The organism is Sutcliffiella rhizosphaerae (genome assembly GCF_917563925.1).
Taxonomy (GTDB): Bacteria; Bacillota; Bacilli; order Bacillales; family Bacillaceae_I; genus Sutcliffiella_A; species Sutcliffiella_A rhizosphaerae.
In genome coordinates, this window is record NZ_CAKJTJ010000005.1 from 126,362 (window position 1) to 140,755 (window position 14,394).

The window sequence follows — 14,394 nt, forward strand, 5'->3', positions numbered from 1 at the left end:
CTCTATCCCCTAGAGGTAATCGTGAAAACCTTAAGTAGTCTTATGAAAAGCTCAGATGATATTCTCCAAACCTATCGAGGTAAATCACGAACCTTTGAAGGAGTTTTAAAAACCTTTGGAGGTACCACTCACCACACAAAAAATTTCAAGCAATTTGAAAAAAGTCACAGTAACCTCCATTACTGGTTAACAATAAAATTACTTCTGTTAAAAATCTCGAGCAAAAAATTTAAACCTTTCTAACTTCCTCTTCGTTTATTCTATGTATCGATACAAATCCTAAAATAAAGGTGAGTTACAAATAATGATAAAAGTAAAAGGACTATCCCATCATTTTGTAGTGGGGAAAAAGCATAAGGAGCAGCGAGTTCCTGTGTTAAAAGATATTAGTATGTCTATTTTTGAAGGGGAGATTGTTGCAATAGTTGGAAAGAGTGGATCTGGTAAGTCTACCTTGTTGAATTTAATAAGCGGATTTATGAAGCCTACCGAAGGCATGATTGAGATTAATGGTCAAAAGGTAAGTGCGTTCTCTGAAGCCGAATGGGCTGACTTTAGATTAAAGCACATCGGATTTATCTTTCAGAGTTTCCAATTGATTCCCAGTATGACAGCTTATAGTAATGTTGAGTTGGCATTAAAGATTAAAGGGACATCAATAGATAAAAGAAGAAAATTGGTACTTGAAGTACTAGCTCGTGTTGGTCTAAAGGGTTTTGAAGACTTTTACCCTAATGAACTTTCTGGAGGACAACAGCAAAGAGTTGGGATTGCGAGAGCTTTAATTACGAAACCTAAAATAATTCTTGCAGATGAACCAACTGGTAGTTTAGATAGCGAGACAGAACAAGAATTTTTAGAATTTATAAGAGAACTGAATAGAAATGAAGGCATTACCTTTGTAATTATTACTCACGACATGGACGTTGCTAAGGTGGCACATCGAAAGGTAGAACTGATGGAAGGTAGTTTCATAGAAAGAGGAGAAATATATGAAGTTCATAGATAAATATCAATTTGTTAGAGAAAATATGAAGAAAAATCGTAGCAGGGTTTACATGACAATCTTAGCTACAGCTATGGGCTGTGCTTTTCTTATGGTACTTGCTTCTATCGGTTTTGGTCTACAAGAGACCATTGTAAAGGATATCACTCAAAATGACGTTGTAACTGAAATAGAAGTTGGAGGTAAGTCTTCGGAGGAGGAATCAAGTGGATTAACAGATGAAGACATAACTTATTTTGAATCATTTGAAAATGTAAAGATAGTGCTTCCACAAAAAAAATTAGAAAACTGGGAGGCGATTTATGAACTAGATGGATATACCTCTCAATATTCCGAAACGAGAGTAGTGAATTATGATTTAGAGACCGAAGCCGGGTTTACATTGTCTGAAGGAAGGATGCCGGAAAATGACAATGAAATTGTTGTTGGATTCCATTTTGCTGAAAGTTTATGGAAAGAGTCCGAATCCACTGAAAATGTGACTTATGAAGATAGTATTTTAAATAGTGAAATGACATTAACTGTCCCTCAATACTTTGGTGATAAAAGGGAAACGAAAGAATGGACCTTTAAAATTGTAGGAATTGGAGAGGAACCAGCAAATAAATACGCAATGGATAGCTTTGTTAACATTTCTTTGCAATCTATGCAAGAGATTGAGGCATTTACTGAAACGGCATATGGCGTACTTCTCGAACTTTACATGACGGATGAACAGATACAAGCTGCTAAAGAAGTTCCGTCAAATTATTCTTATCTTGGTGTTTTTGCAACGAGTATGGAGGAGGTTCTACCCATTTTAGATAAAATTAGGGAGGAAGGATACTATGCATATTCTCCATTAGAGCGTTTGAGAGAAGTAAATGTGCTGTTTGCAGTAATGAAAATTGGTTTGATTTTTGTTGGTACAGTGGCTGTCTTAATAGCTTCTATTGGAATTTTTAATACAATGTCTATGGCAGTAACGGAAAGAACTCAGGATATTGGGATAATGAAAGCAATTGGTGGAAGTCCAAGGATGATTAAGAGCTTATTCCTTATGGAGAGTGCATATATCGGGCTAATTGGAGCAGTAATTGGTACAATTGCCTCGTTTATCATAAGCTCTGCTGCAAATAAGGCGCTTCCAATTATTATGGAGTTAGTGTTTGACGAACAAATAGGTGACGATATCTTGCTTTCTTATATTCCTTTATCTCTCGCATTAATATGTGTTGGAATTAGCTTACTTGTTGCCACTTTATCCGGTCTAAAACCAGCTTCTAAGGCTACCCGTATAGATGTATTACAAGCTTTAAGAAGAGATATCTAAAACAAGTGTTACTTTTTTTATTTGTGGTATATACATTATAAGACACAAACTCCTTGATTTTGGCCTATTAAAAATAAAGTAGGTGATCAGGATGGAATTATTAAATATTTCTTATTTAAAAAAAGGACAACTATTAGGATTTTTTGATAAGTTCCCCTCTTCCAAAGTACTTTTTTCTCCAATTAAAAACTACTATTTTGTATCTTATGTGTATTGGGATGAAAGAGACGCTGTCGTTACAGAAGAAGACTTAGAGAGGATGGAAATGTTAATGAATACTTATCTCGGTAAAGAGTCATTTTATCGAAAAAGAAAGAATCTAAATGAAAAGGATGCACCAGCATAGCTAGGTGCATTCAGTTTGTAGACAAATTACTCTTGTTGCCATTGTTCAGATGTTCATTACTACACCATTTAGGTAAATGTCAGGAAGGCTTCATAATCATTAATACCAGAATAAAAAAGGCAAGAAAGGTTGTTAAACAATAAAGATTATTTATTTTATGAAGAGCTGCAGTTTGATGAGGTGGAAGTTGTGTGGAAGCACGGTTATCAGGGTTGAATAGCCATCTTTGCATTACGTTTAGAGATGGTGATATGAAGCCGATGATAATGAATTGAATAGCAAGATAAAGGATGAGTGAACCGAGTAGCCATACTTGTAAAATAGAACCGTAATTTCCAGTAAGGACAAGGAGAATTCCTGTAATAACAGCAAGTGTCCCAGCTATTTTTGGGAAATAATCTAGTTTGTGCTGCAACAGGACGTTGTGGCGAAGGTCTGAAATGGTTTGGTGTTTTCTAAGTAGAATATTTCCGAAAAATGTGGGACCAAAGCCGATTATTGCAACCATAACATGGATAAGTACAAGCCATTTCATAGGCATCCCCCCAATAGCATTGATAATTCAATATATGAGGGGGATGGAATTTTCATGTTCTTTTACCTATTTATCTTTACATTTCTTCGGGGGCATCCATTCCAAGTAAGTACAAACTTTCTTTAATGACAATAGAGGTTGAATAAACTAGTGACAATCTAGCATTTCTTTTTTCATCAACAACCAGAAATTTCTCTTGGGCATACCAACTATTAAAGCTTTGGCAGACATCTATTATATGTTTTGCTATAGTTGAAGGATCAAAGTTATTAATCGCCTTTTGGATTATCTGAGGATATACATTTAATAACTTCGTCAATTCCCAGGAATAGGAATCATTTAACCCTTCTTTCATTTCTTGTACGCTCCATTCACCTTTTCTTAAGATGGATTTCGCTCTTGCGTAGGTATATTGGACGTAAGGGCCCGTTTCTCCTTCAAATTTAAGCATATCTTCAAGAGAAAACTCTACAGAATGTAGCCGATAATTTTTTAGGTCATGGAAAATAATAGAACCAACACCAACCTGTCTAGCAACCTCTAATTTGTTTTGAAGGTTAGGATTCTTATTTTCGATATTTTGCTTGGCAAGTTGAATTGCTTCTTCGATAACCTGTTCCAGCAAAACTATTTTTCCTTTCCGGGTGGACATTTTTTTTCCATCCTTCAAAAGTAGTCCAAAAGAGATATGATACATTTCCTCTGACCACTCAAAGCCAGCCTTTTTTAAAACCGCTTTAATTTGTTGAAAATGGATGGTTTGCTCCTGCCCCACGATATACAAAGCCTTTGAAAAATGATACATTTCTTTTCTGTAGAGAGCAGCAGCTAAATCCCGTGTAGCGTATAGAGTTGCACCGTCAGATTTTTTAATCAGGCATGGGGGAAGCGAAGTGCTATCATCCATTTGAATAACTTTTGCCCCATTAGATTCTTCTAGCAGCCCTTTCTCAGCTAAAAGGGAAACAACTTTCTCCATTTTGTCGTTATAAAATGCTTCACCTTGATTTGAATCAAATGTAACTCCAAGAAGTTGATAGATTTTATTAAATTCGTTCAAAGACTCCTCTCTAAACCATTTCCATAAAGCAACTGCTCTTTCTTCACCATCTTCCAACTTTTTGAACCAAAGCCTTCCCTCATCCTCTAGGGAAGGATCAATGGCAGCTTCTTCATGAAATCGAACATAAAGTTTCAATAGTTCTGGAATCGGGCTTCTTTGAATGGTTTCATCATCTCCCCATTTTATATAGGCAGCAATTAATTTGCCAAATTGTGTGCCCCAATCACCAAGGTAATTAATACGAACGGTATTATATCCGCATTTTTCGAGAATATTAGCTATGGAATTACCAATTACTGTGGAACGAAGATGTCCCATCGAAAAAGGTTTTGCAATATTAGGAGATGATAGATCTAAGACAACGGTTTCTTGTTTTCCGATGTTAAGATTCCCATAGTTGTTTGTTTGATCCATAATGTTTTTCACCACGTGTTGTTGAACTTTATCTTTTTTAAAGAAAATATTCACATATGGACCAACTGCTTCAGCCTTTTCGATAAACTCATCTTTAAGTTGTGACGCTATCTCTATTGCAATTTTAGGAGGGGGTTGTTTTTTTATTTTTGCAAGGGAAAAGCATGGAAAGGAAAGATCTCCATGTTGAGCGTATTTCGGTTTTTCCATAAGTAAATTAATTTCTGATTGTGATAGTTCCTGAATGACTTGTTGAAGAGATTCAACAGCTATTTCTGTTAACTTCATTGCTTTCAACTCCTTTAGAAAATAAATAAAGGCTGTTTTCGCAAACTTTGCTGCTTTTACGACCCTTAATAAAAACTAGTTTTAATCATTACTGCCGTGCTCTTTTTCTGCAATTAGTTGATGCAAAAGGATAAGTTACAAGCAAACATTCTTTTAGAAAAGAGCGTAAATAAAAAAAGCCCGCCTCTTCAATAAATGAAGAGACGAGCTTTCGTAATTTTGCCCGCGGTGCCACTCTAATTGCATTTTCATAAATGCCGCTTGATTTCCTTAAGGTGGAAAGACCTGTCATTTCAAAAGTGCGCTTCGTTCAAGAACTTTCATTGGGCTCACACCATCCCCAACTCGCTTTAGCCATTCTAGAAGTACTCTCTTTATCATTAATGATTAAATATATAGTTAAAGTTATTATACATATTTAAGAATTAAATACAATACCTCATATACTGTATAGAAAAAATGTCTATACAGCATGCCCCGTATGATCGTTTCATATACTAATATGGAAATTTATTATGAATGGGGGAAAAGGCATTGCAGGAAAAACAGGTTGAACTAGAAAAAATGAACGCTTACGCAATTGATTTAGTACAAATGATTGTTAAGGATAGCTGCTCTATTAAGGATGACAAACTCAAAATTGCTTTTGAAAATGTAGCACGAGCAATGATAGATATGACAAATATCCATTTAAAAAAAGAAAAAGGTTCTCAAGAAACATTAAAAACAACCTTAAGTAAAATGAAAATAGCACATAACTGTATTTATGTATCAAACAAGACGATAAGCAAGTAAAAGCAATACCTAAAATTTTAATTACGTATTGTTCGATTGAATAAAGTTAATGTAGTTTTTGATAATGGCGTTGAATTCATTTGGGTGCTTAGTGGGAAGTTGATGCTTAGCCTTGGCAATAAAACTAATTTTTGTATCCGGTAGGAACGCTAAGAACTCTTTTTGATAATGGTGGACATAATAATCTTGACTTCCATACACTAGCTGTATCGGCACTTTAATTTTTGCGAGTCTACTTGTACAGTCATAGGTTAACCCTTCCGTATACATTTGAAATAATGTTCGGGGGCTCGTCAGTAAAATGTAACGTTCTAACTCTTTGGCAAAGCCATTTGAATAGGTATGAGCTTGTCCAATAACCTTTGCTATAATATTTATTCCATTTAGCCTAGATGCAAAAATTCCTAATATAAATTCCATCCCTAATAAACCCGTACTTACTCTAGGAAAAGCGCCAGATAGCACCAAGCCTTCCACTAAATTAGGATAAGTGAGTGCTGTTTCTAAAGAAATGGATCCACCGTTTGAATAGCCGCATAAAATTACTTTTTCAATTTTGAGAGAGTGACAAACATCAAAAATATCTCGAGCTAATAAAGGAAAAGTTATAAGCGTGTTATTCCTTTCGCTTTTTCCATTTCCACGTAAGTCTATGAATAAGAGCCGATAATCCTTGGCTAACGGCAACTGTTGTTTAAAGGTTATGTGTCCCATACCTGGAGGGTGTATGAATAAAATGGTTTTCGGGCCATTTCCTATTATCCGATAGAAAATATGAACTTTGTCTCTTGTTTTTATATAACCCATTTATCTTCCTCGCTTAAGTCTTTGAATGAAAGTAAAGAAGTAATCCTCTAACTAGAAAGCCAACCGTTAAACCAGGAATAACGAAAAGCATCGGCATCCAAACAGGTCCAATAATAGTGCCGAAAAGCTTTATTTTCCCAGACAACATCAATCCAACAGTCACGAAATATGCACAGCTGACAAATGGTAAAAAAATATAGGGCGATTGTCCGCCACCTGCATCTTTAAATGCGTCCCACATTGCAAAAAAATATAAACATGGATAGAACATGAGCCATAAATAATTGGCTTCTGTAATGGCAAGATTGATTTCTCCTCTAAAACTGTACATGATGATGGAATTAAAATTAGCTTGTACATTTATTAGGAACTCTAAGATGATAAAAGTTAAACCCTTAATATATTTTTTGTTGAGTAATTGACCAAATCCGGGTAAAGCAATACTCCATAATAGCCGTTCCACTGCATTATTCATTGTCGATACCTAGTTGTTATAAAAGCTATAGTCGAACATTGAAACATGTTAACTCCTCCAGCCATTACTCTACTAATAGCTTGACCAAATGGCTTTTTTTATATGTGAAAAAATTTCAAAAAAAATAAATAAAAAGAGGCAATTCAGAAAGTCAAAATTCACTTTCTGAATTACCTCTTGATTATTAACACAAATATGCCGCACCAATAATTACTAGAAGAATAAACAGGATGATAAAAAGGGTAAATCCTGAACCGTAACCAACTTCTTTGCTCATATATAAGTCTCTCCTTTTGGATGTTGATATTTACTTATATGTTACAAACACCCAATCGGTATAGGCGAATGCCCTGATTTAATAGCAATATAAGAAAATCGATTACATGGAGAGTTGGCCATTAAAAATGAACTTTACATAAATAAACTTGAATAGAGAGAAAGTGTGGAGATGAAAGATGACTTTCACTTCTTAGTCATAGGACAATTTCCTCTTTTCATAGATGTAAAAGAGAATCTTGTTTTTGTTTGTCTAGGAGGAGGGAGAACATTGTTTACAAGAGTAAATCGCTTATTGATACCCTTGCCAAAACCGAAACAACCAGATCCTAATGGAGCGGCGGCAGTTCAAGAACTATTAGGAGGAAAATTCGGTGAAATGTCTACCTTGAACAATTATATGTTTCAATCACACAATTTTCGAAATAAAAGGAAGCTGAAGCCTTTTTATGACTTAGTCGCAAGTATTACAGCAGAAGAGTTAGGTCATGTGGAGCTTGTTGCTACCACCATTAATCTTATGTTGGAAGGTGTTACTAGCCCTGCACCTCCTGATGCAACACCATTAGGAAATACTAAAGATTTAAGAAACTCATACCATTATATTGTTAATGCTCAAACCGCACTGGTTGGTGATTCAATGGGAAGGCCATGGACAGGGGACAATGTTTTTAATAGCGGTAATCTTGTACTTGATTTACTTCATAATTTCTTTTTGGAATGTGGTGCAAGAACTCATAAAATGAGGGTCTATCAAATGACGGATAATCCAGTAGCAAGGGAATTAATCGGCTATTTGCTTGTGCGAGGAGGCGTTCATGTGCTTGCGTATGCGAAGGCGCTTGAAATAGCAACAGGGGTCGATGTTACAAAGCTTGTACCTATTCCAAGTCTTGAAAATAGAGCTTTTGAAACTACCAGAAAATTTGAAGCGGAAGGAGTGCACCGGAAACTTTATACCTTTAGTGCAAATGACTATAAGGATGTGTCAATGATTTGGAAAGGAAGACACCCTGAGGATGGAGGCAGGCTTGAAGTTATCCAAGGGGCTCCACCAGGTGCACCAGTACCGGATCTTGACAATGTCCCAGAAGAATTTGCCCCAGGCATTTCACAAGAAGATTTTATGGAAATTGCCAAAAGGCTTCAAAGGTCTGCAGGAATTAAGTTAGAGGGATGAGCTTGTATATTTGTAAATAATTAAGATTAAATAAAGAATTCTAGCAACTGCATCAAGCCCCTCGAGGTCAAAAGACGATCCGTAAAGAAGGGAAAAACAAACCTTTATGACGGATCGTCTTATGTTTGTCGGGGCTATCCAAGGCGCTTGCGCTTTTCTTTTTAGATGCTTTTTGTCATTTTTAGAAGAAAAAAGAAAAATTTTATATGTAATTGTAGAATTATTCATGCTACTATATTTGTATACATAAAAACGTATTGATAGAGGAGAATGAAATAAAAATGAAAAAGAAAGTAATTGCCGGCACCATCGCCACTTCAATAATGTTTTCTGGACAAGCATATGCATCAGATTATGTCGTCAAATCAGGTGACTCTTTATGGAAGATAGCTAATTCTAACCAAGTTTCTGTCAACAATTTGAAAACGTGGAATAATCTTAAAAGCGATTTGATTTTTCCTGGACAAACATTATTAGTAAAAAAGAATGGAGCCACAGCCCCTTCTCAACCAACTCCAACTGTACCAAGTACTTCTACATATACAATTAAATCCGGAGATACTTTATCTGTTATAGCAAGGAATCACAACACTACACTTTCTGAGATATTAAAATGGAATCCTGATATAAAAGATGTAAACAGAATCTTTGTTGGTCAAGTAGTAAAAATAGGAGGACAAGGGGGACAAGCACCTTCTACTCCAGTTACTCCTCCTGCAACCCCAGCGCCAGCTTCAGGAACTTACACCATTAAGAGTGGCGACAATCTTTCTTCTGTTGCCTCTAGGCATGGAGTAACTTTGAATGCGTTGTTATCTGCAAACCCAACCATAAAGGATGCCAACAGAATTTCAATTGGACAAGTAGTTTCTATTCCTGGTAGTAAGGTTGTAACTCCTGGATCTAATAATACTGCCTGGGAAGCAAAAGCAGACGCTATTATTGAAACAGGTAAAAAATATCTTGGAGCAAAATATTTATACGGTGCATCAACCAACCGTACAGATGCCTTCGACTGCTCTTCTTTTACTGTAGTAGTTTATCAGCAAAATGGAGTTAATTTGCCAAGAACTTCTTCACAGCAAGGAAATGTAGGAAAAGAGATACCCCTTTCCGATATTCGTAAAGGAGATTTAGTTTTCTTTGATACAGAGGGAGACGGCACAATAAACCATGTATCAATAGTTGTTGACTCTAACACATTACTTCATGCTGCAACAAACACAGGTGTTGCTTTTGCTACATACAACAATTATTGGAAGCCAAGAGCAGTAAAAGCTGTCCGAGTATTATAAATGTAAATCTTTACAAAGTATTAATAGTGATTTTATACAAGCTTAATATACAAGGGGTATCATGAAATTATTAAGATGTTCGACACATTTTTTATGTGTGGATTCATATCATGAATACTCCCCTATTCATATATGACATACCTTTAATTGTCAGAGTATTGCCTGATAAAGATTCGATCTTTATTGGGTTTTTTTATGTCTATCGAGGTCTTAAGCTCGTCAAAATGCTAAAACCCAACCAATATCGCCACCACGTCTTAAGTTTGTCTGGGCTGACAAAGGTGCGTACGCATTTAAATTCCTCCTTAAGTCGTAGTATCTTTCCGTACTAAGCTGGAAATGACTGTAGGTAAAAGAATGAAAAAAAACCATTCTGGAGTTTGTTATCCAATGCAGTAGAAAATTCTATACTGTAATAGAGAACAGAACAAAGGAATGATGGAGGATGAAAAAAATGCTAACACTTTTTTTCGGAAGTAAGAAAATAAAGAACCAGAATAAAGAAGCATCCATTGACGAGAAAAGAAGAGAAATCTATTTGAAAAGTGATATTCCATATCGGTATTAAAAGAAGTTGCAGAAAGAGGGCAGCTTCTTTTTTTATATTCATCATACGTTGAATCAGTAATCTATAGTTTTATAAAATTTAACCTATTCGGAAAATTAAAGATAAATGGTATAATTAAGGAAATGAAGTTAAATACTTGCAAGTAGGTGAATACAGACTTGAATGGTGAAATGAAATTGGTGAAAGATATATTGGCAGGAAGTAAAGAAAGATACCAAGAAGTACTAGAAAGCTACAAAGATAGATTATTTGCTGTTGCATATCATCTAACCGGTAATAAGCAGTTGGCGGAAAAACTAATAATTACAGGTTTTATTAATACATATAATGATTTGCGTACCTATGATGAATCAACAATCTTTTCTAACTGGTTATATGAGAGATTTATTAGTTTCTTCAAAGAGCTTCAACATGCTGATAAAGCGGTGCCTTCATCTTATCATAATCCGCAGCTGATTAAGGTAGAAGAGGCACTCCATGAAATAGATCCGGAAGATAAATTACCTCTCTTGCTGATCCGTATTTTAGATATATCTCCATTGCAAGTCTCTTCGTTATTAAATTTAAAAATGGAAGAGATAGATAAAATGAATAGGGAAGTTATGGATGATATTCGAAAAAACACATTAAGCTTCGAATACTCTCCATTACATAGCCATGATTGCTATCAATTGGTTGAACTAATAGATTATAAAGACGATAATTTTCCAGAAGAAAAAAACAATGAAATTAACGACCACCTTGAATTTTGCCCTCATTGTAGAAATGTTCTTGCGGGATTATCACGGGAAAAGGCTTTGTTAGATGAAGTCCTGTTTTCTCCTTCCTTGCAAGATGATTTTGATAGAAAAGTAATGGATCAGTTGATAGCATATAAACCAATAAAACCTAAACATAAGACGTGGAAATACCAGGTAAGTGTTTTAGGATTATTAGGAGCAGTCGTAATCGCCATTCTATTTATTTATCCAAACGTTCAATCAATGGCATCAACGATAAAAACTTTTCTTGAACATGGCACAATCTACAACGTTTGGGCTAAAGGAACGTATGTAGCAACTGATAAGGAAATTTCCATTGAAATTACAGAAGTAGAGTTGGACTCTATAAATATGCTAATTTACTATGAGGTGAGAAAAGGGGATGAAGTATTAGAGGATTTTCAATATGGAGCAATTGATATTTATAATTCAAATTCGGTAAAGATTATCGATGAGAACGGAAAAGATTTCCCTATCAAACTAGCACTTCCTGAAATGTTTCATTATTCTTCCTTACAGGATGACCTGGGAGAGCAAATTAAACCGCATTTAATTGTTGCTCCTCTAAATGGTGATTCTTTTCCAGATGTATTTGACATTGAAGTAAGCCTTTCAACCCTTGAAAGTCGTTATGGAAATTGGGATTTAACTATTCCAATTCGATTTGATAAGGTAGAGGATCAAACTAAGACGGTTGTAATAAATGAACAATTCACTTATATTGACAGATTAGAAATTACGATAATTGATTATACAATTGGAAGAAATGGTGCAAGGCTTAGATATCAAGTTAATCACACAGATGATGCAATTCAGAGAATCACTTCAATATTAGAGGAGCACGAGCATGAATTCACCTTAAATGAATGGTTAGATAACAACAAGTACATTGCATTAATTCCGGTAACTGAAAATGAGGAACATTTGATCCCTCATTATTTTAATAATTGGGGTATGGAAGAATCCGAAACGATGGAATTATATTTTTCCAAGTACTATATGGATTATGAAAGGTATGAGGTGAAAGGAAAGGTTGAAAATCTTGACCAAAACATGTATGTGAAAATATGGGGAGGAAATTACAGTGAGCCTGCATTTTTCTCGATGACCATTCCTTTTGAAGAAACAGAACGCACACCTTTAAACGAGGTAATAAACGACATAGAACTAGTAGACTATCAATTAACTCCTTTAAAAGAAAATGAAAATCTATTTGAGTTAATAATTAGAGGGAAAGAGAAAGATGGAGATTTCTTTGGAGAAATAAATTGGAACATTTATGATGATAAAGGAGAGTACTTTCCTTATCAGGGATGGTATCATCATGAAGATAGTCAAAAGAATGGATTAAGACGATTGTTTCATGTTGAAACATATGATCCATATACAAAAACAGAAACCTTAACTTTAAAAGCTGACAGTATTTATATGCAGCTTTATGATATGGACGGAGAAAAATATCCTCTTTTTATAAAATCAGAGGCTGAAGAGGACGAAAGATGATAAATCAAGATTGGATAACAAGTGTATTAAATGGGAAAAAAACTGCTTATCAATATTTTCTTGATGAAAATAAAAACTCTGTCTTTCAAATTTTCATAAGATATACAAAAAGTCAGGATGAGGCAACAGCGAAAACGGAAGAATGTTTTGTGGAGATTTACAATCAATTACAGGATTACAATGGGAATGTTACGAAACGTTTATTTGAGCTGGTACTTAGTAAACTTCCAAAAAAAAATAATAGTGTCCTAGAAAGAGTGAGCGTTCCATTCTCTCATAACCCTTCACATGAGAGAATGGAGCAGGTAATAAGAAATCTTCCCGAAAACGAAAAAATTAGTTTGCTCTTATCTTTTTTATACCAAAATGAAGATGAAGTTGCAGAAATCCTTGGAATTAGTACTATCGATCTAAAGGATTCTGTAAATCTCGCAAAAGAATATGTAAGGAAAGAAACTATAAAAGAGCTACCTTTTTTAGGTGAAGAGTGCTTACATATTTCAGAATTGGAGAGTTATTTTCAAGATGAAATTGCTTTGTCTAATAAAACAAAAGTAGAAGATCACCTCGAATTCTGTCCAACATGCAGAGAAGTTATAAAAATGTTGGATATGCAGGAAAAAAAGCTGGAGTTGCTTATTAGACTACCTAAAGAGGATGAAAATTTTAATGAACGACTAATGCAAAAGATCACACCTTATTCACCAAAAAAAACTAAAAATCATTTTTGGAAATATCAGTCCTTCCTTGTAGGAGTTATAGTTACAGTATCGCTTATAATTATTTCAATCCTACCAACGATTTCTACATGGACAACGATGATTGGTAATTATATGACATACGGCACCATTTACAATGTCTGGAAGAAAGGCACTTATACAGCTACAGATAATGATATTACTGTTGAAATTAACAGCATTGAAATTGACCCAATTCATATGGTAGTTTCATACGATTTGGCAAGTGACATAAAGGATGTAAACAATACAACCTTTAATCATATAAAGATAGAAGCTGTAGATTCTAATGGAAAATCATATCCACTAGAAACCTCTTGGAGCCATACTGAGTTGGAGGATTTTCCTAAGGGGTTAGATGATAACAAAATTTTTATTAGACCTCTTATCGATGAACCATTACCAAATGAATTTACTCTCCAATTAACCTTCAGCTTATTAAATGGATGGAGGGGAAATTGGGAAATACTTATACCCGTTGATTATCAAAAAGGGATGAATGAAATAGAAGTAATTCAATTACAAGAAGTAATTACGATTGATGATAAGGTGGAGGTAGAGTTATTTTCTTTAGAAAAAGGACTTAATGGGAATAGGTTAACTTACGATGTTCGCTTTACAGAAGAAGAAAGTAAAAGATTAGAAGAAATTAGCACAATGGAAGATATGGGTTATTTTCATCCGGATTTATACCATATCAATCATGTAATTGCTCTTGTAAATGAGGAGAATGAATATATTATTCCCATAAACTATACTGCTGATTATTATGGATTAAATAGGTTAAATAGAGGTATTCAGAAGCCGTATCAATTAACATTTAATAATATGCTTACTGATAAAGATTATATAAATTATTTAGGGGAGGCTCAGGAAGACAGTACTTATTTTGTAGAGGTTAAGAGAATCCATTATTCTGATCCAGGAGGTGAATATACCTTTCACATCCCGCTTAGTCCAAAAATTGACGAGCCTTTTGAATACGACTTGGATGGCTTTGTAACGGAAAAGTTGACAGTAGAAAAAAATTAAA

13 protein-coding genes and 1 other annotated feature are annotated in these 14,394 nt (G+C 34.7%); of the genes, 8 read left to right on the forward strand and 5 right to left on the reverse strand.

Translation table 11 applies throughout. The features are described from left to right. Positions 1–304: 304 nt before the first annotated feature. The 3 genes from LRP81_RS06850 (at position 305) to LRP81_RS06860 (ending at position 2,664) form a co-directional block, all read left to right on the forward strand. A complete protein-coding gene (locus LRP81_RS06850; RefSeq protein WP_230500516.1) occupies positions 305–1,009 on the forward strand; it encodes an ABC transporter ATP-binding protein in 705 nt (234 codons plus the stop codon). After that, positions 993–2,318 (forward strand): ABC transporter permease, encoded by a 1,326-nt coding sequence (locus tag LRP81_RS06855; RefSeq protein WP_230500517.1) that lies wholly within the window; start codon positions 993–995, stop codon positions 2,316–2,318. Before LRP81_RS06850 ends, LRP81_RS06855 begins: the two co-directional genes overlap by 17 nt. 91 nt (positions 2,319–2,409) lie before the next feature. Continuing rightward, positions 2,410–2,664 (forward strand): hypothetical protein, encoded by a 255-nt coding sequence (locus LRP81_RS06860; protein WP_230500518.1) that lies wholly within the window; start codon positions 2,410–2,412, stop codon positions 2,662–2,664. A gap of 79 nt (positions 2,665–2,743) precedes the next feature. On the opposite strand, the gene LRP81_RS06865 is transcribed toward LRP81_RS06860, so the two are convergent. Continuing rightward, the gene (locus tag LRP81_RS06865; RefSeq protein WP_230500519.1) at positions 2,744–3,199 is read right to left on the reverse strand and encodes a DUF2269 family protein; all 456 of its coding nucleotides are present in this window, start codon (positions 3,197–3,199) and stop codon (positions 2,744–2,746) included. Between the two features lie 76 nt (positions 3,200–3,275). Next, complete coding sequence (gene argS / locus LRP81_RS06870; RefSeq protein ID WP_230500520.1) at positions 3,276–4,964, reverse strand: arginine--tRNA ligase; 1,689 nt, start codon at positions 4,962–4,964, stop codon at positions 3,276–3,278. A 196-nt stretch (positions 4,965–5,160) separates the two neighbouring features. Beyond that, positions 5,161–5,354: a binding site (T-box leader), on the reverse strand. A gap of 144 nt (positions 5,355–5,498) precedes the next feature. On the opposite strand from argS, the gene LRP81_RS06875 reads away from it, so the two are divergent. Continuing rightward, complete coding sequence (locus LRP81_RS06875; protein ID WP_230500521.1) at positions 5,499–5,759, forward strand: hypothetical protein; 261 nt, start codon at positions 5,499–5,501, stop codon at positions 5,757–5,759. Between the two features lie 21 nt (positions 5,760–5,780). Here the strand turns inward: LRP81_RS06875 and LRP81_RS06880 are convergent, their stop codons facing one another. The 3 genes from LRP81_RS06880 to LRP81_RS06890 form a co-directional block, all read right to left on the reverse strand. Then, positions 5,781–6,566 carry an alpha/beta fold hydrolase gene (locus tag LRP81_RS06880; RefSeq protein ID WP_230500522.1) on the reverse strand — a complete coding sequence of 262 codons (786 nt, stop codon included), beginning with the start codon at positions 6,564–6,566 and terminating at the stop codon, positions 5,781–5,783. A gap of 13 nt (positions 6,567–6,579) precedes the next feature. Further along, positions 6,580–7,041 carry a hypothetical protein gene (locus tag LRP81_RS06885; RefSeq protein ID WP_230500523.1) on the reverse strand — a complete coding sequence of 154 codons (462 nt, stop codon included), beginning with the start codon at positions 7,039–7,041 and terminating at the stop codon, positions 6,580–6,582. Between the two features lie 184 nt (positions 7,042–7,225). Next, entirely contained in the window at positions 7,226–7,318 is a 93-nt protein-coding gene (locus tag LRP81_RS06890; RefSeq protein WP_230500524.1) for a YjcZ family sporulation protein, read from the reverse strand. A gap of 270 nt (positions 7,319–7,588) precedes the next feature. Between LRP81_RS06890 and LRP81_RS06895 the strand changes: the two genes are divergently transcribed. The 4 genes from LRP81_RS06895 (at position 7,589) to LRP81_RS06910 (ending at position 14,393) form a co-directional block, all read left to right on the forward strand. Beyond that, positions 7,589–8,497, forward strand: coding sequence for a manganese catalase family protein (locus LRP81_RS06895; RefSeq protein WP_230500525.1), 909 nt, complete (start codon positions 7,589–7,591; stop codon positions 8,495–8,497). A gap of 281 nt (positions 8,498–8,778) precedes the next feature. Next, entirely contained in the window at positions 8,779–9,792 is a 1,014-nt protein-coding gene (locus LRP81_RS06900) for a C40 family peptidase (RefSeq protein WP_230500526.1), read from the forward strand. 714 nt (positions 9,793–10,506) lie between these two features. Then, entirely contained in the window at positions 10,507–12,624 is a 2,118-nt protein-coding gene (locus tag LRP81_RS06905; protein ID WP_230500527.1) for a sigma factor, read from the forward strand. Continuing rightward, on the forward strand, positions 12,621–14,393 hold the full coding sequence (locus LRP81_RS06910) for a sigma-70 RNA polymerase sigma factor region 4 domain-containing protein (protein ID WP_230500528.1): 1,773 nt from the start codon (positions 12,621–12,623) through the stop codon (positions 14,391–14,393). Before LRP81_RS06905 ends, LRP81_RS06910 begins: the two co-directional genes overlap by 4 nt. The last annotated feature ends 1 nt before the right edge of the window (position 14,394 follow it).